24 protein-coding genes are annotated in these 21,170 nt (G+C 72.1%); 14 read left to right on the top strand and 10 right to left on the bottom strand.

Annotation, left to right across the window (positions count from 1 at the left end):
• A partial coding sequence (locus tag AE652_RS02685; protein WP_049649450.1) for a hypothetical protein occupies positions 1-744 on the bottom strand: 744 nt, incomplete at its 3' end.
• Positions 745-891: 147 nt separating this feature from the next.
• On the opposite strand from AE652_RS02685, the gene AE652_RS47815 reads away from it, so the two are divergent.
• Positions 892-1,386, top strand: coding sequence for an NUDIX domain-containing protein (locus tag AE652_RS47815; RefSeq protein WP_053111939.1), 495 nt, complete (start codon positions 892-894; stop codon positions 1,384-1,386).
• A gap of 10 nt (positions 1,387-1,396) precedes the next feature.
• On the opposite strand, the gene AE652_RS02695 is transcribed toward AE652_RS47815, so the two are convergent.
• The 8 genes from AE652_RS02695 to AE652_RS46115 form a co-directional block, all read right to left on the bottom strand.
• Positions 1,397-2,065: a PolC-type DNA polymerase III gene (locus AE652_RS02695; protein WP_234348194.1), complete on the bottom strand. Its 669-nt coding sequence runs from the start codon at positions 2,063-2,065 to the stop codon at positions 1,397-1,399.
• A complete protein-coding gene (locus AE652_RS02700) occupies positions 2,053-3,144 on the bottom strand; it encodes a DegT/DnrJ/EryC1/StrS aminotransferase family protein (protein WP_234348195.1) in 1,092 nt (363 codons plus the stop codon). Before AE652_RS02700 ends, AE652_RS02695 begins: the two co-directional genes overlap by 13 nt.
• On the bottom strand, positions 3,137-4,189 hold the full coding sequence (locus AE652_RS02705) for a radical SAM protein (RefSeq protein ID WP_049649453.1): 1,053 nt from the start codon (positions 4,187-4,189) through the stop codon (positions 3,137-3,139). Before AE652_RS02705 ends, AE652_RS02700 begins: the two co-directional genes overlap by 8 nt.
• Complete coding sequence (locus AE652_RS02710; protein ID WP_049649454.1) at positions 4,186-4,854, bottom strand: hypothetical protein; 669 nt, start codon at positions 4,852-4,854, stop codon at positions 4,186-4,188. Before AE652_RS02710 ends, AE652_RS02705 begins: the two co-directional genes overlap by 4 nt.
• A complete protein-coding gene (folE, locus tag AE652_RS02715) occupies positions 4,851-5,495 on the bottom strand; it encodes a GTP cyclohydrolase I (protein WP_234348196.1) in 645 nt (214 codons plus the stop codon). Before folE ends, AE652_RS02710 begins: the two co-directional genes overlap by 4 nt.
• Positions 5,496-5,560: 65 nt before the next feature.
• Positions 5,561-6,673, bottom strand: a complete 1,113-nt coding sequence (locus AE652_RS02720) for a glycosyltransferase family 4 protein (RefSeq protein ID WP_049649455.1) — start codon at positions 6,671-6,673, stop codon at positions 5,561-5,563.
• Positions 6,670-7,230 (bottom strand): phosphoribosyltransferase, encoded by a 561-nt coding sequence (locus tag AE652_RS02725; RefSeq protein ID WP_234348197.1) that lies wholly within the window; start codon positions 7,228-7,230, stop codon positions 6,670-6,672. Before AE652_RS02725 ends, AE652_RS02720 begins: the two co-directional genes overlap by 4 nt.
• Positions 7,227-7,985: a 6-carboxytetrahydropterin synthase gene (locus AE652_RS46115; RefSeq protein ID WP_049649456.1), complete on the bottom strand. Its 759-nt coding sequence runs from the start codon at positions 7,983-7,985 to the stop codon at positions 7,227-7,229. The genes AE652_RS02725 and AE652_RS46115 overlap by 4 nt, the downstream gene beginning before the upstream one ends.
• Before the next feature lie 175 nt (positions 7,986-8,160).
• Here AE652_RS46115 and AE652_RS02735 point away from each other — a divergent pair, with 175 nt between their 5' ends.
• A complete protein-coding gene (locus tag AE652_RS02735; RefSeq protein ID WP_049649457.1) occupies positions 8,161-9,468 on the top strand; it encodes a helix-turn-helix transcriptional regulator in 1,308 nt (435 codons plus the stop codon).
• Here AE652_RS02735 and AE652_RS02740 read toward each other — a convergent pair.
• Positions 9,448-10,086: an HAD family phosphatase gene (locus AE652_RS02740; protein WP_049649458.1), complete on the bottom strand. Its 639-nt coding sequence runs from the start codon at positions 10,084-10,086 to the stop codon at positions 9,448-9,450. The genes AE652_RS02735 and AE652_RS02740 overlap by 21 nt on opposite strands.
• Before the next feature lie 295 nt (positions 10,087-10,381).
• Between AE652_RS02740 and AE652_RS02745 the strand changes: the two genes are divergently transcribed.
• From AE652_RS02745 to AE652_RS46125, 12 genes are all read left to right on the top strand, one after another.
• Entirely contained in the window at positions 10,382-11,257 is an 876-nt protein-coding gene (locus AE652_RS02745) for a helix-turn-helix transcriptional regulator (RefSeq protein WP_063780036.1), read from the top strand.
• The gene (locus AE652_RS02750; RefSeq protein ID WP_049649459.1) at positions 11,254-11,484 is read left to right on the top strand and encodes a DUF397 domain-containing protein; all 231 of its coding nucleotides are present in this window, start codon (positions 11,254-11,256) and stop codon (positions 11,482-11,484) included. Before AE652_RS02745 ends, AE652_RS02750 begins: the two co-directional genes overlap by 4 nt.
• On the top strand, positions 11,481-11,762 hold the full coding sequence (locus AE652_RS02755; RefSeq protein WP_234348198.1) for a DUF397 domain-containing protein: 282 nt from the start codon (positions 11,481-11,483) through the stop codon (positions 11,760-11,762). The genes AE652_RS02750 and AE652_RS02755 overlap by 4 nt, the downstream gene beginning before the upstream one ends.
• Before the next feature lie 121 nt (positions 11,763-11,883).
• A complete protein-coding gene (locus AE652_RS02760; protein WP_049649460.1) occupies positions 11,884-13,179 on the top strand; it encodes a helix-turn-helix domain-containing protein in 1,296 nt (431 codons plus the stop codon).
• A complete protein-coding gene (locus AE652_RS02765) occupies positions 13,176-14,060 on the top strand; it encodes a phosphotransferase enzyme family protein (protein WP_049649461.1) in 885 nt (294 codons plus the stop codon). Before AE652_RS02760 ends, AE652_RS02765 begins: the two co-directional genes overlap by 4 nt.
• A 315-nt stretch (positions 14,061-14,375) precedes the next feature.
• Positions 14,376-14,567, top strand: coding sequence for a hypothetical protein (locus AE652_RS46120; protein WP_159028332.1), 192 nt, complete (start codon positions 14,376-14,378; stop codon positions 14,565-14,567).
• Positions 14,564-16,018 (top strand): hypothetical protein, encoded by a 1,455-nt coding sequence (locus tag AE652_RS02770; RefSeq protein ID WP_049649462.1) that lies wholly within the window; start codon positions 14,564-14,566, stop codon positions 16,016-16,018. Before AE652_RS46120 ends, AE652_RS02770 begins: the two co-directional genes overlap by 4 nt.
• A 36-nt stretch (positions 16,019-16,054) precedes the next feature.
• A complete protein-coding gene (locus AE652_RS02775) occupies positions 16,055-16,561 on the top strand; it encodes a LuxR C-terminal-related transcriptional regulator (protein WP_049649463.1) in 507 nt (168 codons plus the stop codon).
• Positions 16,561-18,042, top strand: a complete 1,482-nt coding sequence (locus AE652_RS02780; RefSeq protein ID WP_159028333.1) for a LuxR C-terminal-related transcriptional regulator — start codon at positions 16,561-16,563, stop codon at positions 18,040-18,042. Before AE652_RS02775 ends, AE652_RS02780 begins: the two co-directional genes overlap by 1 nt.
• A 170-nt stretch (positions 18,043-18,212) precedes the next feature.
• Positions 18,213-18,788: a thiopeptide-type bacteriocin biosynthesis protein gene (locus AE652_RS43655; protein ID WP_049649465.1), complete on the top strand. Its 576-nt coding sequence runs from the start codon at positions 18,213-18,215 to the stop codon at positions 18,786-18,788.
• Positions 18,751-20,292 (top strand): methyltransferase, FxLD system, encoded by a 1,542-nt coding sequence (gene fxlM / locus AE652_RS43395; RefSeq protein ID WP_199823031.1) that lies wholly within the window; start codon positions 18,751-18,753, stop codon positions 20,290-20,292. The genes AE652_RS43655 and fxlM overlap by 38 nt, the downstream gene beginning before the upstream one ends.
• A gap of 5 nt (positions 20,293-20,297) precedes the next feature.
• Positions 20,298-21,167: a hypothetical protein gene (locus tag AE652_RS46125; protein WP_053111940.1), complete on the top strand. Its 870-nt coding sequence runs from the start codon at positions 20,298-20,300 to the stop codon at positions 21,165-21,167.
• Positions 21,168-21,170: the final 3 nt, after the last annotated feature.

Below are 21,170 nucleotides of genomic sequence, written 5' to 3' on the forward strand. Positions count from 1 at the left end.
CGCGCGTCGGCGCGAGGCGTCGATGACGTGGCGCTGGCCGGTGGTGTCGGTGGCGGCGGTGGCGGTGAGAAGCCCGGCGGCGCGGGCGTGGTCTTCGAGCGGCATCGCGGCGGCGGCCGGGGAGCCGTCCCCGTACAGGGTTCCGGCCCGCGCGGCGAGGGTGCCGGCCGCGAGGACGAGGTCGGCGCCCCCGGCGAGCGCGGCGGCGCCGTCCAGGAGCACCAGGTGGGCGTCCAGCAGGTGGCCGGTGGCATCGGGGGTGTTCAGGGCCAGGCGGCAGGCCCGCCCCTCGGCGTCACCGCCGAGCAGTTCGGCGAGCAGGTGCTGCCAGTCGTCGTCGGGCAGCAGCCAGTTGACGATGTGGGCGCTCATCACGCCGAGGAACGCCGAGGTCGCCGCCGCGAGCTGCCGCTCAGCAGCTGCACCGGCCTTGAGCTGGTGCTCCAGCGCGAGCATGGTGGTGTCGGCGAGGCGGTGGCGCTGCTCGGCGGCGGTGACCATCGAGCTGGCGTAGGCGGGATCGGCGAGCAGCTGGTGCCAGCGCCCGGTGAGAGCGAGATGGTCGCCTTCCGGGATGTCGACGATCCCCGGCCGCCGCAGTCGCCCGTACGGGCGGGGGTCGTTCATGAACACGCCGGGCCACCGGGTGAGGGACGTGGTGTACAGGTCGAGCTCCAGCGGGGTGCTGCCGGGCCTGGTGTGCTCGTAGTCGCAGGAGAGCTGGCCGTTCCAGACGGGCTCCACGGATTTCTCCTTGCCGGGGCCGGCGGCGCGGTGGCCGGATCGGTGACGTTTGGTCATCTGGGTGGTGCGTGGTGTGAAAGGCTCGGCGCCTGCCGCCTGGTGGGCCGGTGCGGCACCGTAGGTGGCCGAGTGCCGAGGAGCAGCGAAGTGATCAAGGAATCGACAGCGAGTGCGTTCGTCTTCCGCGTCGGCGGGGACGGGGAGTGCAGGACAGCTCTGGTGTGGCATCCGCGGCTGGAGCTGTGGCTCCCGGCCGGCGGGCACGTCGAGGTCGACGAGGGGGCGGCCGAGGCCGCGCTGCGCGAGATCGAGGAGGAGACGGGGCTGCGGGCCGAGCTGCTCCCCGGTCCGTCGCTTCCGCTGCCCTCCGGCTTCCCGCACAGCGCGCCTGTCGCGCCGTGGTGGGTGGTGGAGATGGACGCCTGCGCCGACAACCACACCCGCGAGCCGCACCGGCACATCGACCACGTGTACGTCGCCCGGGCGGGTGACGACGAGGCGCCTGGCAGTGCGGTGCACGAGGTGCGCTGGTTCACCGAGCAGGAGGCGGCCGAGGTCGAGGGCCTGTCCGAGGACTCGCGCCTTCAGGTGAAGCAGCTCTTCGCGATGATCGCCGACGGGTCGCTGCGCCTGGCGGCGTGAGGGCGGACGGTCAGAACAGGGCGCTCTGCTCCGCGTCCGGGACGGCCGGGGTCAGGCGCTTGGGCTGCAGCCCGGCGGCCATGTCCAGCTCCAACAGGGTGCGCCACCGGCCGGTGGCGCACCCTGCGGCCAGCAGCAGTTCCAGGACCTGGGCGGTGACCTGGACGTCCGGCATCGCCCGGTGCCGGTCCGCGGGTCTGGGGATGCCGTAGTGGCCGAGCAGGTTGTCCAGCCGGTAGGAGCCGAGCCCCGGCAGGACCGCCTTGGCCAGGCCGATCGTGTCGAGCAGCGGCGTGGCGGCCAGGACGGGGCAGTGCTCGGCCTGATGGGCGATCAGGCCGGCTTCGGTGTGCGCGTGGTGGGCCACCAGCCGGTACGGCGGTGCGCTCAGGTGAGCGTCCAGGCCAGCCATCACCTGGGCGGACGAGGGCGCGGTGGCGAGCAGGGCGGCGGTGAGGCCGGTCTGGGCCGTGTCCATCGCGGTGACGGGGACGTCGGCGGGCGGGCGGATCAGTGACTCGAACCGGCCGACCTCCACCAGTCGGCGGCCGCTGGCGCGCAGCGCGAGGGCGGCGACCTCGATCGGCTCGGCGGGCCGTCCGGCGGGGGTGAGCCCCTCGAAGTCGATCACCACCAGGGTCGTGTCGGCGAAGCGGGGATCGCGCATCAGCTCTTCCACGCGGCGGCCTCCTGCCTGATCGTCAACGCCCATTGCTCGATGGCCCGTTCGGTGTCGTGCTCGGTGAACGGGACGGCCAGCAGGGTGTCCACCGTAGCGTGCGCGCGGGGAAGATCGCCGGTGGCGTAGCCGGAGCAGGCCGGGTGCAGGTGGGCTGCGGTGAGGCGGTGGGTGCCGACGCTGTTGGGCACGCCGAGGCCGGCGAGGTGGGCGGCGAAGGCGCGCGGCGCGGGCAGCGTCAGGCGCCAAAGGGCGCTGTAGCCGTTGGGGATGTCGCCGTCGCCCGCGGCGATCGGCTCCAGGCCCGCGGTGCCGTCGACCGCGCGGTGGAGAGCGGCTGCCTGCCTACGGCGATGCGCCAGCGCCTCGGGGAAGCGTTGGAGGTTGTGGCGGGCGAGGGCTGCGAGCGGCTCGGCGAGGCGGTAGTTGACGCCCAGGCGGCTTCCGGCCGGGGCGTCGGGGGCGGGGCTCTGCCAGTGGGTGCGGTAGGCGGCGGCCCGGTCGCCGAGGGCGTCGTCGTCGGTGAGGAGGTAGCCGCCTTCCCCGCACGCGATGATCTTGCCGTCCTTGAGGGAGAAGCAGCCGGTGTCGCCGACGGTGCCGGCCGGGCGGCCCCGGGTGGTGGTGCCCTGGGCCTGGCAGGCATCCTCGATCAGCCGCAGGCCCGTGGTGCGGGTGTACGCGGCCACGTCGTGGATGCCGTCGGTGCGCCCGGCCAGGTGCACGGCGATGACGGCCTTGGCCTCCGGGCCGGTCTTCGCGGTGAGGTCGGCCAGGTCCAGGCCCCGGCCGTCGGCGCCGGCTTCGACGAACACCGGGCGGGCCCCGGCGGCGACGACGGCGGCGACCGTCATGACGACGGTGACGGCCGGCAGCAGGACCTCGTCGCCGGCTCCGATGCCGCAGGCGGCAAGCGCGGTGGTGATCGCGGCGGTGCCGGAGGAGACGGCGACGGCCCGGCGGGTGCCGAACGCGGCCGCCAGCTCCTCCTCCAGCGCCGTGACCTCCTGGTAGCCGGACGGGTTGGGCATGCGGGCGACGGCGGCGGCCATCGCCTGGTGGTGCGCGGGTTCAGGCACGGTGAACCTCCGCTCCGGTCGGGGAGAGCACGGGGAAGCCGGTGAGCGGCCACATGTTGACGCAGTCCACGGAGAACAGGGAGCAGTCGGCGCCGCAGCCGGTCGGAGCGGGGAACAGGTCCCGGGCGGCCGTGTCCTTGATGGTGCGGTGGCGCTCCGGCGCCGTGGCGGCGATCTTCAGCCCGGAGGGGCAGTCCCACACCGTGCCGTCCGGCTGGACGAAGAAGAGGGTGTCGCCGCCGAAGCAGCCGGGGACCAGGTCGGTGGGCTTGGTGACCGCGGAGGCGACCTGGCGGGCGTAGGAGCGCTCGGGCAGCACCAGCGGCAGCTCGGCGGCGTACAACTCGTCGAAGTGCTGGCGCAGTTCGGGCGCGTGGTCGGGGGTGAGGGACAGCGCCTTGACGAGCTTGTGGCCGGGGTCGAGGGCGATCGGCTGCGGGACGGCGTAGTCGCAGCCCAGCGCCACCGCGAGTTCGGGCACAGCGATGATGTCCGTCAGGTTGCGGGCGGTGATGACGCTGTAGATGCCGACCTTGGGATGGGGCGCGGGCCCGCGGGCCTCCAGCAGCGCGCTGATCCCGGAAACAACGGCCTTCCAGCCGTCGCCCTCGCGGCGCGGCGGCCTCCACCGGTCGTTGTGGACCGGGTCGGCGGAGTCCAGCGACACCGACACCGCGTCGACACCCAGCTCGATCAGCTGATCGCACAAGTCCGCCCGGTTCAGGGCAACACCGCTGGTGCACACCACCACCTCCAGGCCGCCTGTCTTGAGGATCTCGATCAGCTTGATGATCGGCCTCCACAGCAGCGGCTCCCCGCCGGCCAGGAACACCCGGCCGACCGGCGAGTCGGCCAGCGTGCCCGCGAAGGCCAGGACCTGTTCGGTGGTCAGGTCGTTCGGCGACAGGTGGGAGAGCACCCCGAGCTGGGTGGGCATCTGCACGCTGTGTTCGGCGACGGTCCCGAAGTAGCAGTACCGGCAGCCGTGGGACGCGCAGAACGAGCGCAGGCCCCACAGCAGGCTGACCGTCTTCCCCGGCTTCACTCGGCCACCCCGTCCGCGGTCGTGGCGGCCGCGTCGCGGCACAGCCCGGTGATGAGGTCGACGGCGTCGGCTTCGCCGATCAGCTGCCGGTCCAGCACCACGTAGCCGTCCGACACGGCGGCCAGCTGGTGGTAGATCCGTCCGGCACGGGACATCAGGGCCCGCTCGTCCCGGCTCGCCGCCTGGCCAGTGCGTCGCTCGAACCGGGCCCGGCACGCGTCGGGGTCGTCGGTGAGCAGCACGGCGGTCGTGGGAGCGGGCCGCCACCCCCGGATCATCTGCTCGATGGCCAGGGACCGCTCCAGTGCCCAAGCGTCCGTGGCGCCGGCCGCCTCGGCGAGGACGGCGGCCTGGTAGACGGCAACCGACGCCGGACCGCGGTCCTCCAGCACCATCCGGCCGGGGCCGACAGGGGCGAGCGCCTCGTGCCGGTGGACCTGGAGCGCGGCCAGCAGCAGCGTCTCGGTACCCGGGTGGCCGGTTCGCAGGAACCGGTCGCCCTCGCTGTGCAGCGCGGCGATGACCTGGCCGGGCAGGCCGGTCGGCGCGGAGTCGGGCAGTTCGACCAGCGGCACGCACACCGGGCCCAGGGCGGCGGCGGCCAGGCGGCCGAGGTGGCTCTTGCCGACCCCGTTGACGCCTTCGAGCGTAACCACGGCGCTCATCGCGCACCGCCGGCCAGTGCGGCGACGCGGCGCAGCCGCTCCACCGCCACCATGTCGGCGGCCAGCGGCTTGAGCAGGTACTCGGTGGCGGTGCGGGTCCCGTGGGCGCGTACCCCGCGCGCCACCATGCACGAGTGGTCGCCCACCATCCACACCGCCACCTGCTTGCTGCCGGTCAGGCGGGCGACGTCCTCGGCGATCTCGGCGCCGAGCCGCTCCTGCAGCTGGAGCTTGTGAGCGTGCTGGTGGGCGATCCGCACCAGTTTCGACAGGCCCAGCACCCGGTCGACGGGAGCGTAGGCGACGACTGCCTCGACGGTGAACGGCAGCAGGTGGTGCTCGCACAGGGAGGCGGTGCGGATGCCGCCGACGGCGACGCACCCCTCGCCCTCGGCCTGGTACTCGAAGGTGGTGTCGGTGGTGCCAGCCTCGTGCCCGAGGAATTCGGTGAAGAACCGGGTGACGCGGGCCGGGGTGTCGGCGAGGCCGGGCCGGGTGGGGTCCTCGCCGAGTGCGATGAGCAGGTCGCGCAGCAGGGTCTCGACGGCCGTGGCGTCGATCGGGGCGCGGGTGCCGGAGTCCGGCCCCGGGTGCGGTTCGGCGGGGGCTGGCAGGGTGGTGTCCACGAAGGTGTCCTCCACTTGTCCGTGGGAAGGGTGACGGGGTCGCACGGGTCGCCCGTGCGACGAAGCGTCGTGCGGTGGGCTCAGAGCCCGAGGGCGTCCAGGAGGGCTCGGGCGGACTTCTGGGGCGTGAAGCGGGTGATGCGGCCGGGGGCGGCCGCACTGGCCCGTTCGTACCGGCCGGGGTCGGCCAGCAGCTCGGCCACGGCCGACCACAGTCCCCCGGGACCGGCTTCCAGCGGCACGTAGCGTCCGGCCTCGCCGGCCAGCAGCGGCACGTTGCCCAGGTCGACACCGACCACCGGGGTTCCGACGGACAGGGCCTCGGCGGCGGTGAAGCAGAACGTCTCCGGCACCTGGGTGGAGATGACGGTGGCGGCGGCGCCGGCGAAGAAGTCCGGTACGTCGGCCCAGCCGAGCGCCGGCAGGATGCTCACCAGGCCGGGGCGCCGGGCTTCGACCTCCCGGCAGGCGGCCAGGGTCCGGGCCTGCCCTCCTCTCTGGAGCTCGAACCCGGCTTCGGCCAGGACCAGCTCCACGGGCCGGTCCCAGTCCGGGGGCAGTGCCCAGAGCAGTTCGGCCAGGCCCTTGGCCGGGTCCGCGCGCGAGACGATCCGCACCGGCCCCGTCTCCCGCAACTTGGCCCGCTCCCCGGCGGTCGGAGGCTCGATGAGGGTGTGCAGGGCGTTGAGGACCGGCCGCCAGCGGCTGGTGTCCAGACCGGCTGCGGACCCGCCGTCGGCGAGGTAGTCGCTGGCAGAGCAGACGACGTCGACGGCCGCCAGCGCGTTCTGCCAGCGCTGCTCCGCGCTGGGGCGGATCTTGTGGACCATCAGCGCGGTGGTGACTCCGGCCGGGGCGGGGCTCAGGTAGCCCAGGCCCCACAGGGTGTCTCCCCAGCAGACCGCGTCCGCGCCGTGCTCGGCCAGGACGGACCGGACCTCCGCCGCCACCGGTGCGGGGTCGGCGAGGGCGGCCAGCACGTCCGCGTTCGTCGCCGGGTGCGGCAGGGTGACGCTGGACAGCCGGATCAGGCCGGTCTCCAGGTGGTCCAGCGGACCGGCCGGGCCCGCCGTCAGCACCAGCGGCATGTGCCCGAGCACCCGCAGCCCCTTGACCAAGGCGCCGATCGACCGGTCGATACCCGACGGCTGGTCGGGCCGATAGGACAACAGCACCAGCGCGACCCTGCTCACGACGCTCCCTCCGCTCCCGCCGACGCGGACGCCTCCCAGGGGAAGACGACCCAACCGCGGACCGTCTCCCCGATCCAGGTCACCGTCTCGCCAGGCGGCCTGTCGCCGGTCCAGTTCGCCTCGTTGACCACCAGCACGGCGCTGCGCACCCGGGCGGCGCCGGCCTGCTCCACGATCCGCACCGCGCTCGCCAGGGCCTGGCCCGTGCCAGCCACGTCGTCCACCACGAGCACGTCCAAGCCGTCGAGCCCGCCCAGCGAGGCGGGGTTGCGGACCGTGGGCTCGGTGGTCTTGGCCGCGTTGGCGCTGTCGTCGACGGTGTGGGTCACCTCCAGCGCCCGCAGGTCGCGGACACCGAGCTGATGGGCGAGCAGCACCGCCGGGACCATGCCGCCGCGTACGACGGCCACCACGGTCTGCGGCACCCCGTCCGTCCGGATGGCGGCGGCGATCCGGGCGGCCTGCGCCTGGACGTCGTCCCAGTCCAGGTGTCTGATGCTGCTTCCCGGTGCAGCGGCTCCGTCGGGGGAGGCGGCCGCCGTGGCCCGGGTGCTCACGCCGTCTCCAGGGTGAACTGCGACCAGGTGCTCGCCGTCTCGGACACGCGGACCGTGAAGGGGCGCCCGCCCACGGCCGTCAGCTCCTGCTCAACGAGCCACGCGGTCAGCACCGCCGCCAGGTGCTCGCTGGTCGGGTTGAAGTCGAAGACCGTGTTGAGGACCTGCCCGTGGAAGCGCGAGAGCACGACCTCGCGCAGCTTCCCGGGCACCGGCAGCAGGTTGTCCGGCTGGTCCGGGTCCGGGAGGGTCACCAGGTAGGCGTGGCCGTGGTGGCGACCGCACTTGTGGCCGTCGGGCAGATCGCACAGCCAGTGCCGGGCCCGGAAGCGGACGGCCTCATCAGCGGCGGGGTCGGGGAGGCGGCCGGTGAAGACCCGGACGTCGTCGAGCAGTTGACGCACGTCGTCGGGCAGGTTCTCCTGCGCCCACGCCCGGACATGGGCGACGATTCCGGCGTCGGTGGGGTCGGCCAGGATCGTGTCCAGGTCCTGGTGGTCCAGGACCTGGTCGACGTGCTGCTGGAGCCCGGAGAGGTCACCGAAGTCGCAGACGAAGCCGGGCTTGGTCAGCTCAGTGGCCGTCAGGACGAGTTCCACGGTGACCAGGTCGCTGCCGTCGATTCCGTCGACCGTGCGGGCGATGTCGCAGTTCGCCCGCTTGCCGATGGTGTAGGTGCCACCCGCCGGGAGGCCCGGGAGCCATCCGTTGGGCAGAGGGCCGGCCGCCGGGTCGGCTTCGAAGGGGGAGTTCATCGTGCACCTCTCGAGATCAGGGGTACGAGGCAGAGCATGGCGCCGCGGGGCCGGGGCCCAGCTCCGACCAGGCGGAAGTGGCAATCTGTGCTGAACCGAGCACACACCGCCAGCGTCCCGGGAACAATGGCTGGGTCCGATCCACGAGCGATCCCAAATCCCGAGGAGCGTCGCGATGTCCGAGCGACTACGGAACGACCTACGGCAGGCTCGCCGGGACTCCGGGATGTCCTGGGCGCAGTTCTCCCAGGCAACGAGCTTCACACCGGCGTATCTGCGTAACGTGGAGAACGGGAACAGATCGTTGACCATCGACGTGGCCGCGGCCTACGACCGCGCGCTGCGAACCGACGGCAAGTTCGAGAAGCAGCTGGCCAACGCCAAGGCTGCGCCGTCCGCCGTTCCGTGGGGTCAGGACGGAGCGGCACTGACGGTCCTCGCCGACCTCGTGGACGGGAGAGCAGGCCGAGTGGATCGCCGGGGGTTCGTCAAGGCCGGTGCCGCAATGTCGGCATCAGCGGGAGGATGGGCCGGCGCTCTGGGCATCGCCCGCCCCAACGCACCCGTCGAGAGCGCGCAGAGCGCCGGGGGCACGGCCATGTTGGTCAACATGGCCGGCCGACTCGAGCTCCTGCGCAGGTTGGACGACGAGCTCGGCAGCGGGGAGGTCCGCAGGCAGGCCTCCGGGGAACTGTCGCTCGCGGTGACCCTCCTCAAGGCCGGCCGCTACCGGGGCACTGCCGCGAACCGTCTCCTCCGGCTCGCGGGTGAAGCCGCACGGCAGGTCGCCTGGTGCACCTTCGACCAAGGCCGCCCCGGTGTTGCCCAGCGGTACTTCGACGCGTCCCTCCGCGCCTCCGCCGAAGCAGGCGACGCAACCGGGGGCGTCTACACCATCTCGTTCGCAGCCGTCCAGCTCTACTCCACCGGCCAGGCCGACCGCGCGGTGGCCCTCCTGGAGACCGCCCGCTCGCAGCTGCGGCGACACAGCACCCCCCGCATGGAGGCGATGCTGGCCGCCCGCACCGCCCGTGCGATGTCGAAGACCACTGCCAAGGCGGCAACCGGCCGCCAACTCCGCCTGGCACACGACATGCTGGACAGAGGCCCACAGGACGACGAACCCGAGTTCCTCTACTGGGTGACCAGGTCGGAGGTGGAGATGATCGCCGGCTCGTGCGCGCTCGACCTCGGCGACCCGGCCGAGGCGTTGCGCCGCTTCGAGGCCGGCATGCGGGCACACCCCAGCGTCGACGAGGAGTTTCCCCGCAGCCATGCCATCTACCTGGCCCGCGCCGCCGAGGCCCACCTCGTCCTGAACGACCTCGATGCGGCCGTCGCCGCCGCCTGGCAGGCCGCCGCTTGCCTCGGTTCCGTCGACTCCGCCCGCTCCTCCTCCCAGCTCAAGGGACTGCGGGTCAAACTCGCCCCGCACGCCGCCTACCGGCCCATCGCGGACTTCCTACAGGCCGCTGCCGGGTAGGTGCAGCAGCTCGCGCAGACGCCGGGCCACCACGTCCTCGTCCAACCCGAGCAACGGCGTGAACCCGAGCCCGGCGGCGGCCTCAAGGTTCGACTCACTGTCGTCAACGAACAGGCACTCATCCGCGCCCACACCGAGCCGGTCCAACACGATCCGGAAGATCGCCGGATCCGGCTTGCGTACGCCGACGTCGGCGGAGAGCACCACCGCATCGAACGTACCGGCGAGGTCGAATCCGGAGTACGGGTCGAACGGCTGGCGGCCGAGCGAGTTCGACAGCACCGCCGTCCTGATCCCGGCTGCACGCGCCTGGCGAGCAACGCGGAGCACCGGGTAGGCGGGGAAGGCGTCGTGGAGGTACCGCGCCATCAAGCCGGCAGGCTCGACGCCGATCAGGCCGCCGAACCTCGAGTTCCACTCCTCCTGGGTGATCTGGCCGAGCTCGAGCCGACGGAACAGCTCCTGTCCCTCCGGTGAAGCCCACCCGCGAAGGAACGTCCCGCGGACGATCTTCTCCCGATCCTCGAACGCCTGGATCACCTCGACCATGTTGAAAGTCAGGACACCGAAGAAGTCGAATACCACCGCGCCGAACCCGGTCGCCGGAGATGTCGTCATCCCGGCAGCCTAGGCCGCCCGCCAGGCTCCGGGAACTCCGCGGCATCGGGACCGTAGAGCTCCTCGCGGGCAGCACCCGGCTCACCGGATCCCGGCAGGACCCGGGTCGCCAGGTCACCGGCATACCGCAGCACGCCTGCCGGCGCCTGGATCTATGGGACGATGCCGCGCTGATACGGCCTACGCATGATTGGCAAATTGCCAATTCTGTTGCCATACACATGCCGTACATGGTCCGACCCGCTAAGCTGACGGAGCGACAGAATCCTCGAACCACGGCTTCACGGAGGAATCGATGACGCCCGCCGTCCCGCAGCAACCGCTCGCAGCACGCAGCAGGTTCGGCGCCGACCTGCGACACCGGCGCGAAGCCTTCGGCTGGACCGCCGAAGAGGTCGGCGCTCGGATCGGATGCAGCACTTCCAAGGTCACGAGAGTCGAGACCGGCAAGCGCAGCGCCACTCCGGCCGACTTCGAGGCCCTCATGGACCTCTTCGACGTCTCCGAGTCGGATCGGGGCCACCTGGAGGCCCTCTTCCGCCGGGGACGAGCGCGCACGGCCATGTGGTGGGACGCCTACGCTGACGTCCTCAGCAGCAGGTACACGGAGTTCATCTCCTACGAGCACGAGGCTGTCGCCGCGGCCGAGTACCAGGTCGCGTACATACCGGCCCTCCTGCAAACCGAGGCCTACGCCCGTGCAGTCACCGAGGTCGGCTTCGCGGCGCTCGGCCCGGACCAGGTCGACAGCCTGGTCGAGGTCAAGAGGATGAGGCAACGCCGTCTGCGCGACGAGGTCCCGCTTCGCCTGACGGCCGTCATCACCCAGGCCGCGCTGGAGTTCGAGGTGGGAGGACCGTCCGTCCAGGCGGCTCAGCTCCGCCATCTCCGGGAAACCGCCGACCTGGAGTCCGTAGACCTTCGGGTCGTCCCCTTCGACAAGGGGGCCGAAGGCACGTTGACCGGCGCGTTCACCCTGTTCCAGGGCGACGGCCAGGAATCGCCGGGCACCGCTTTCGCCGAGGCCGTCACGGGCACGATCGTCGTGGACGACGCGCTCGGGCTGCGGCGTCTCGCCCGTCTCCATTCCTACCTCCTGCGAGCCGCCCTCGGTCCCCAGGAGTCGCTGGCACTGATCGCGAAGACCGAGAGAAGACTGACCGCATCATGATCGAGACAAACCGCCTCTACTCCGTTCCGCTCGACAATGTGCTCTGGCACAAGAGCAGTTACACCGCGAACAACGGCAACTGCGTCGAGCTTGCGACCGTGCCAGGGCTTCCGGCTGTCGCCATCCGGGACTCGAAGAACCCGGAGATCCCCGCGCTCAGGTCCGGTGCCGGTCAGGTTCGTGCGTTCATCCTCGCCCTCGCGGCCGACACCCTGGTCGAAGCGTGACAACGTACGTGCCGGCCGCCAAGTCGGACCTCTACACGCTCGACCTCCGCGTAGCTCGATGGATGGTGGCCCCGGAGAGCGATCCTGCGGATCGCCTGGAGGTGGCCATCCTCCCGAACGGCGCCACCGCACTTCGGCACTCGGCCACGGGGAGGGTGCTCTTCTTCACCGCGGCAGAGTGGACCGCCTTCGTTCGGGGCTGCCAGGACGGCGAGTTCGAGCAGGACATCGACACGGCCGAGTGCCAGGCGATCCTCGTCAAGGCCGTCCGGCCTTGACGAGGATCGCCTGGCCCACGACGGCAGATGTGTGGAAGCACCGATTCCCGGTACAGGTGAGGAATCCTCCCGGCCGTGGGGACAACGAGATCGGTCCCCACGGCCGGTCGAAGGGGGCGAGATGGCGGCACGACCCAACATACTGCACCCGGAGCGTTCGCCCGAGGAGTGGCTGGGCAACGAGATCCGGCAGTGGCGCATGCTGAGGGGTTACGGGCAGGACGAGCTCGGCACCTTGGTGCACCTCAGCGGCGATCTGATCGGCAAGATGGAACGCGGTGAGCGCAGGTGCCTGCCGCATCACGCCGAGGCGCTCGACATCGCGCTGGACACCGGCGGAGCACTCGCCCGCAGCCTCGTGCTGGTGAACATGCAAGTGGGCCTTCGCGGCGAGGACGACTCCGCCGTCGCGACCGCGCAGGCAGCCCATCCCTCAGCAGCATCCGTGGACAGCCTGAGCCCGATCGCGGTTCCGCTCATCCAGCCCGGCTCAGGACCTGGCTCGTCGGTGCTTCCAGGGGATATCGCCCACGTCGAGTCCGCCGCCGCCGTCCTGCGCAGCTGGGACAACTTGCACGGTGGAGGTGGTCTCGTTCGGGAGACGGCCGTCGCACAGCTTCGGTGGGTCAGGGGTCTGACCGAGGCGCCGTGCAGCAGTCCGCTACGCCCGAAGTTGCTCACCGCGGCGAGCCGTCTCGCCTCCGCCGCCGGCGCCGTTCTGCTCGACACTGGCGAGTTCGCCGAGGCCGGCCGACACCTTCGGTGGGCGACAGAGCTCGCGGAGGAGGCGAGCGACTGGTCGGCACGTGCTGTCTCCTTCAACCTGCGCTCCCGGCTCGCCACTTGGTGTGAGCAGTACGAGGACAGCGTGACCCTGGCGGAGCTGGGCCTCGTCCGGTCCGACCGGCTCTCCCCCGCCGAACGCGCCATGCTGAACAACGCGGCAGCACGAGGGCACGCCCGGTTGGGCAATCGCCAGGCAGCTCTCGCGGCCATCGGACGGTCCGACGAGGCGTACGGCCAGGTCCGGGCAACCCAGGAGTCCCCCTGGATGAGCTACTACGACGACGCGCAGCACCACGGCGACACCGGCCATGCCGTCTACGACCTCGCACTCACCGGTCACGCGGTCGACGACGCGCTCGACCGGCTCAGGAACGCCGTCGACGGACACTCTCAATCGTTCGCCCGATCCAGGACCTTCAGCCGGACCAAGCTGACCGGCCTCCTGCTGGTCGTCGGAGACCCCGACGACGTGCTGCCGGAAACCGAGCTGGCCATGGCCGAGGTCGCCCGGCTCCGTTCGCACCGGGCCGTGCGGGACCTCCAGGAGCTGGCGAGCATCGCACGCCGGTACGAACGGCACAGCGGGCTCCAGGGCCTGCACCTCCAGATCGCCGCTACGGTAGGTGGGTGACTACTGCCAGCGGTTCCCATGCCGTCCTGCTCAGGGCATGTGCCGAAGCCGGTCTGTCCGCCGACGATGCCGAGCTGATCAGGCTGGGCGAGAACGCGTTGTGGCGACTCCCCGAAGGTGTGGTGGCCCGGATCGCCCGCACCGGCCAACGGCCCGCGGCGGTACAGGAGATCGCGATAGCCCGGTGGCTTCACGAGAGCGGCCTGCCCGTCGTCCGTCCGTTGGACGCCTTCTCCGTCCCCGTCCTCGTCGGCGACCGGCCCGTCACCTTCTGGCACGAGCTGCCGCCCCATCGACCGGGCACCGGCGCGGACATGGCTCCGCTCCTCCGCAGATTGCACGAGTTGCCCGTACCCGAGCACATCGATCTCGGCCTCCTCGACCCGCTCGTCCGGATCGCCGAGCGGATCGCCGAAGCGGTCACCCTTGATGACCACCAGCGCAGTTGGCTACGAGGGCACCTCGCGGACCTCCAGACTGCCTGGGACGACCTTCCGCTCGGAGGGCCGCTCTGTGTGGTCCACGGAGACGCCTGGGGCGGCAACACCGCGGTCACCCGGAACACCACCTACCTTCTCGACTTCGAACGTTCCTCCCTGGGCCGGCCCGAGTACGACCTGGCAACGATGGCAGCGGGCTTCACGAGCTTCGGCAGCATCACCGCCCAGCAGTACGAGGCGATCTGCACCGCCTACGGTACCGATGTCACGGAGCAGCCGAGCTTTCCGGTCCTGCGCAGCATCCGCGAACTGCGCGTCACCTGCTTCGCACTCCAGCTCGCTGCGGCCGATCCCACACGGCATCGCGAGCAGGCCCACTACCGCCTCGCTTGTATCCAAGGCCGGGAAGGGGCCCGTCCGTGGGGCTGGACGGTCATCTGAACTCGTCGACACCCTCTGGGATTCGGTCGAACGACGATTCCTGATCCCCCTCCGTCATAGGCGTAGGTGGGTCTGTCCCTCACCGCTTCCCTGACTGTGCATGCCTTCGCAGGCTGCCAGCCTCCGTTCATGGGGACAGCTTGCCCTGTCCCCATGAACATGAAGGGGACACTCGGGGTTGTCCCCTTCAACCCCCTCCCGCTCGTACCGCCTCCCTGGCCACTCTTGACGTGTCGGAGACGCCGCCACCGGCGCTCCCGTCGGGTCCCAGCCGATCCACGTGCTTCGACCCGCCCCCCACGTTCCACTCCGGCCATGGAGGCTCACGTGTTGCGCCATCCGCTGTTCCTGAAGGACCCGGTCACCGGCGACGCCGGTGTGCCGGCCGCTATCGACATCGGCTTGATGCTCGCCGTGGTGTGCGCGAGCACCGAGCACCTGGGCAAGGTCGCCTTCCACCTCGTCCAACCGGCCGACGACGGAGCCGCTCTGACGGAGGCGGCGTGAACGCGACCGCCGACGCCAACAGCACCGAGGCGCCTCGACGGCCCCTGCCGCTGCCCGGCCTCCTCTCGGCCGTCCACATCCTCGACCCCCACACCCCCGGCATCGCGGGCCTGGCCTCCTACCTGGCCCGGAGGCACGCTCGGGTGACGGTCTCGCCGCCGCGCCCCGATTCCCGCCCCGACCTGCTCCAAAGGCTCGAACGGTGCGGTGTCGGCCTTCGGGCGGCCACTCCCGGGACGGCCTCGCTGATCTGGGGCGGGGACAACACCGTGGTGCACGAGGTCCTGGACCACGCCGTCGGGCGAGGCCTTCCGATACTGGGCTACGGGCGGGCCGTCGAGCTGCTGGCCGCCACGGCGCCGACCACGGTCGCCGTCGCCGGCAGCCACTCGACCACCATGGCCGCCGCCGCGCTCACCTGCGCGCTCGTCAGCCGCGACCCCGGGTGGATCCTCGCCGAGGCACCCAAAGGGGACTCCGCCGGCTACGACGGCGGCGGAGAGCTCCTGGTGGTGGACCTGTGCCCGGACAGCTCCGGCCACGACGCCTCGCCGCCCAGTTGGCGCTTCCGCTCCCTGGGTGAAGGCCTCACCCCTGCCGTGACGCTGGTCACCGCCGCGGACACCGCACCGCCGAGCTGGTGGAACCAGCAGGAGGCGCTGGACCAGATGGAGGCCCTCGCCCGACGGAGCGAGGCGGTGGTGCTGTGGGCCGCCCAGCCCGGTTGCCTGGAGCTCGCGGACCGGCTGCGCCGACGCCGGGGCCCGAGCGTGGTGACCGTCGGTCGCGGCGCCGACATGGACGTGCAGGTCCTCGGGAGCTTCTGGACCGGTGAGGAGCACCGCGTCACCATCCAGGCCGGCGGCGAGCGTCACACCTTCACCGTGCCGGTCGCGGGGACGAACTCCGCCATGGCCGTGGCGACGGCCTGGGCCACGGGCTGGGCGCTCGGTGTCCCAGGCCACGAACTCGTCGACGGGCTCGGCGCGTTCGCCGGCGTCGAGCGGTCGCTGACCCGGCTCGGCACGAGCTGTGGAATCGACGTCGTGGAGTCCATCGCCGTGCACCCGAGGGAGATCGAGGCCGACCTCCAGGGCGCCCGGATGCTCACCGAGGGCGCGGTGGTGGCCGTGTACGAGCCCTCCGGGCATCTGCGGTCGAACACCCTCGCCGGCCTGATCGCCGACGCCCTGACGGCCGCCGACCGGACGGTGCTGCTGCCCGTCCACTCGACGTTCCCCCGTCACCACAACCGCGTCGACGGCGGCGAGAGCATCCTCACCGCCAGTCCCGCGGGCACGGTGATCCGCTACGAGCCCGGCCTGGACCAGCCGGGCCCCGAGTCGCTGGTCGCCTCCCTCGTCCGACGGGGCGACCTCGTCCTGACCATCGGCCCCCACGCCGCCCGCCGGATCGGGCCCTCCCTGCTGGCCGCCCTCGACCGGTCGTAGCCTCCCCTCCTCCCCCGCTTCCGCTGGAGATCCGCCATGCCCACCTCCCGCCCCGTCAAGCCCGACCTGTCCGAGGCCGACGTCCTCCTCCTGCAACAGCTGGCCCGCGGCACCCTGTACGGGGCGATCAGCCGGGCCACCGGGATCGAGCGGGCCAGGGTCGGCGCTGCCATCCTCACGCTGCTGCCGAAGATCGGAGCGAAGTCGCGCTTCCACGCCACCGCCCTGGGCGCGGGATGGGGCCTGGTGCAGGAGGTGCACCTGATGAACCCCACCGGCAACCCGCTGTCGGCGCAGCACGTCGCCGTCCTCGCCGGGCTGGTGGGCGGCGAGGACCCGACCGTCACCGCCGAGCGCCTGGGCCTGGCCGTGAACACGGTGAAGACCTACACCCAGACCGTCCTGAGGACGCTCGGGGCCCGGTCGCGGGAGCAGGCGAGCGCCGCGGCCGTTCTCGGCGACCTGGTGCCGCTGCGGGCACTCGGCGTCGGTTGGCCGGCCGTGGAGCTCAGCAGGCTTCGGCAGCGGGCGAAGGCGTGCTGATGCGTACGGAAGTGGTGTCCACGGCGCCAGCCGCGCAGTTCGTCGCGGTGTTGGACAGGGTCGGTCTCGGGATGACGAACGCGGCGATCGGCACGGCCATGGATCTGAGTGTCGACACCGTCAAGTACCACCTGCGCCAGGCGTACGACCGGTTGGGGACGGCGAACCGGGTCCAGGCCTTCGCCTGGGCGTGGCAGTCCGGTCTGCTCACGCGTTCGGCCCCGACGGGTGCTCCGCCGGCCCTCACGGACGAGCAGACGCTGATCCTGCGGATCTGGGCGGCGGGCGGGAACCGCCTCGACGTCGCCCGCGCGCTGGAGGTCCGGGAGCGCGCGGCGGAGCTCTACGAGGACGCCGTGCTGGACGTCTTCGGCACGCGCAAGCGCGTTGTCGCCGTCCGCCGAGCACTGGAACACCAGCTGATCGCCCCGGCCGGGGACACCCTGGCCGGGCTCACCACACCCACGGCGGCCGATTCGGGCCAGGGCCGCGCCAGGCACCACCGGACGAAGGGAGCTGCCGGTGCGTCCGGACCCGTAGCGACGACCCCGGCAGAGCTCTGCCACCGTTCCGATCCGGTGGAGCGCGCCGTCGCGATGCTCCGGTCCACGCGCGGTCTGGTCGTACACCTCGGCGCGCTGGCCGCCCTTCCGGAAGTGCCGTCGCTGGCGGAGGTTCTGGCCGGGGCCGCACCTCGCGGGGCCGCGCCGACCGTCGTCCGGCTGGTGCACCAGGCGCTGGCCCTCGGCCTCCCGTGCGCTCTGGTGCTTCCTTCAGTAGCGGTCGATCCGGACCGTGCTGTCGAAGTGGTCGGGCTGAGAGCGGCCTGGTCCTGCGCCGTACGCCAGGGCGCGTACGACGGCACCGCCGCCTACGTGGCCGCCGCCCACCGCCTCGGCGCCCCGGCCGACGACCTCCTGCTCGCGTGCACCGCCGATCAAGTACCCGTGGCCGGGGAAGCCGGCTTCCGCCGGGTCCTGGCGACCACGAGCTTCGTTCCGAGGATGGAGCCACGACGTGCCCCTGTGCCCGAGCTCAACGGGCTGGAGCGGCGGATCGCCGAACTCGCCGCCGAGGGACTGACCATCGCCGAGATCGGCGGCCGGGTCCACACCGGGGAGTACCTGGTCCGACACAGTCTGGCCGACCTGCGCCGACGCACCAGCGCCGTGGACGACGCACACCTGGCCGTCCGCCTGATCACGACGGAGCTGATCGGCACCGAGCGGCTGCGCGCCGGGCTGCCCGCCCGCGTGCCCGAGCTGGATCAGGCGGGGCGAGCCGTGCTCACGCTGATCTGCACCGGGACGATGAGCGAGGCCGGGGCGAACGCCGCCGGGCTGAGCCTGCGCGAGGCCCGCACCGTCGAGGCCAGGGTCGTCCGTGCGCTCTCGTGGCGCGGCAGCCGCACCCACGCCGCTGCCGTCGCCCTCGTCACCGGCCTCGTCGCCCTGCCTCCAACACCTCTATGGGTTGGCTGATCCGGACCGCCTCCGTCGCTGAGAGCCTCCCGATCTGGGCGGCTTCCGGCCAGTGATCCCGGTGGGGTGCCGCTCCGCACGCTGGGCGGCACCCCACCCCCGCCGCCTCGCGCTCTCGCTCCGGGCGTCTGCCTCCTGACCGCCTGACCGCCTGACCAAGGACCGTTTCGATGACCACCGGCTGGATCCAGCACGACCTCACCTTCGCCGACCCCGCCACCGTCGAACAGATCACCGCCCACCGCCTGGCCCCCGTCCTCGCCTACGGCCAGAACTCCAGCGCGCTGAACGACTGGTGGTACATGCGCAAAAAGGGGCTGCGACTGCGCTACCGCGCCGCCGACCCCGCCCTCGTCATCACCGCGCTCCTCGACGTGCTCGCCGAGGAGGGACTCCTCACGGGCTGGGCCACCGTGATCTACGAACCGGAAACCGAGGCGTTCGGCGGCCCCGACGCCATGGAGATCGCCCACTGGCTCTTCCACACCGACAGCCGGCACCTGATGGCCCGTACCGCCGAGCCCGACCCGCCCGCACTCGGCCGGACCGAGACCCTCGTCGTCCTCGTCTCCGCCATGCTCCGCTCCGCCGGCCTCGACTGGTACGAACAGGGCGATGTCTGGGCCAAGTTCGCCGAACTGCGACCCGAGCCGCCCGCCCTCGCACCCGTACGGGCAGCCCCCCCTGACCGCCGCGATGCGCCGCCTGATGACCCTCGACACCCGCCGACTCACCCACCCTGGTGAACCGCTCGCCGGCCAATCCGACTGGGTCGACGCCTTCGAGAAGGCCGGACAGGACCTCGTCCGCCTGGCGCGCGACGGCCGCCTCACCCGCGGGCTACGCGCCGTCCTCGCCCACCTGATGATCTTCCACGCCAACCGCGCCGGCCTGCCCGTCGAGCACCAATCCGCCACTGCTGCACGCGCGTTGGAAACCGTCTTCCATTTCGGCGAGGGCCCCACGTCCTCGCAGCCCACCATCCGCACAACCACTAGGGTCGCCGACGTGACTACTCTCAGCAATAGCGCCGCCACCTCCGCGGAGCAGCTGCGCAACAGCCTTACCGACCGTCTGCTCGCCCAGAAGCACATCACCAGCACCTCGGTGGAGCGTGCCTTCCGCACCGTTCCCCGCGAGCACTTCCTGCCCGGCTTCCCTCTGGAGGCCGCCTACGCCGACAACCCCACCTACACCAAGACCGACGGGTCCGGCACCCAGATCAGCGCCGCTTCCCAGCCCGCCATCGTCGCCCTGATGCTGGAGCAGCTCGACGCCCGGCCCGGCCAGCGCGTCTTCGAGGCCGGGGCCGGGACCGGCGTCAACGCCGCCTACCTGGCCACCATCGTCGGCCCGGACGGGCACGTGGTCGCCGTCGACGTGGACGACGACCTCGTCGACGGCGCCCGCAAGCACCTCGCGGACGCCGGGATCACCAACGCCGACGTGGTCCTCGGCGACGGCGCGCTCGGTCACCCCGACGGCGCCCCGTTCGACCGACTGATCGCCACCGTGAGCACCAGCGAGGTGCCCACCGCCTGGCTCCGGCAGGTCAAGCCCACCGGGCGGATCGTCCTGCCGCTGCGTCTTCGCGGCACCGCCTCGCGCACCATCGCCTTCGAGCGCGGCGAGAACGGCTGGGTGTCGGTCGACGACCAGCTCGCCGTCTTCATGCCGCTGCGCGGCAGCATGGACGACGCCCGCCGCACCGTCGCCCTGACCCACCAGGGCGACGTCACCCTCCAGGTCCACAAGGACCAGAGCGACGCGGTCCACGCCGACCTGCTGCTCGGCGTCCTCGACACCGAGCGCCACGACGTCTGGACCGGCGTCACCATCCCGGCCGGCACCACCTACGAGTACCAGGACCTGTGGCTGGCCCTCACCCTCCCCAACTCCCTGATGCGGATGGCCGTCACCGGCACCGCCCGCGAACGCGGCGTGAACCCGATGTTCGGCTGGGGCGCCATGGCCACCGTGGACGCCGGTTCCCTCGCCTACCTCACCCTGCGCCCCGGCCCACCCGACACCGACGGCCGCAAGACCTACGAGACCGGCGTCATCGGCCACGGCCCGACGGGCGCCGCCCTCGCCGACCTCGTCACCGACCAGATCCGCACCTGGAACACCGGCTACCGCAGCCGGAAACCGCGCTTCGAACTCCCGGACACCCCCGCCACCGCGGACCCGGCCGCCGGCCGCTTCTTCCTGGACCGCCCCCACCACCCGATCACCGTCATCTGGGAGTAACCCGCATGCACCCGACCGGACCGATCGCCCGGCGGTTCCCGCTGGTCGCACGCCACCGGCCCGCGTGCCTGCCCCTGACCGCCCGTGTCGGCCGGCTCACCGAGCTGGCCGACACAGCCTCCCGGCAGGACGATCCCAGCCTCGCCTCCGCCGTCTTCAACCAGGCGGCCCTCCTCGCCTCCGACCTCGCCCTGCCCGGCTACGCCCGCGAGCTCTGCCACCGCCACGCCGCCCAGCACCTCACCCGCGGCCTGCTCCCCGCGACCAGCGCCATCCACTTCCTCGAACCCGTCGTCAACCTCGCCCGCCTCCACATCCGCGCCGGCCACCACCAGCACGGCCACCAGCTCCTCCTCGACCTCTACCGAGCCGTCACCACCGCCACCGAGACCACCCTCGACGGCATCACCATCCCCACCCGCCTCACCCAGACCACCGAGCAACAGCGCGAAGTCCGCCGGTGGCTGTGGCGCGTCCTCATCGCCGACGGCACCCTCGCCCTCACCACCGCCGGCCGCTGGACGGATGCCCTGCGCCACATCGAGCAGCACCGCGGCATCGGCCGGCGCATCCTCGACGGCCGCCAGGTCGCCGTCCTCGCCCACGCCACCGCCAGCGACCTCCCCGGCGCCCTCGCCCTGCTGGCCGACACCGTGCCGGGCGCGCCCTGGGAGAACGCCGTCACCGCCGTCCTCACCGCCCTGTGCCGCCCGGGCGACCGTCATGCTGCCGAGCGCGCGATCGACCTCTTCCTCGCCTTCGACCCGGGCGAGGGCCTGGCCGTGTTCACCACCCGCCTCGCCCTGTCCGCCATCGACGCGTCCGCCCCGGGCTCGTCCACTGCCCGAAACCTGATTGAGCAGCTATTCACTTGAACG

It is taken from the genome of Kitasatospora sp. MY 5-36, from assembly GCF_001182915.1.
Lineage (GTDB): Bacteria > Actinomycetota > Actinomycetes > Streptomycetales > Streptomycetaceae > Kitasatospora.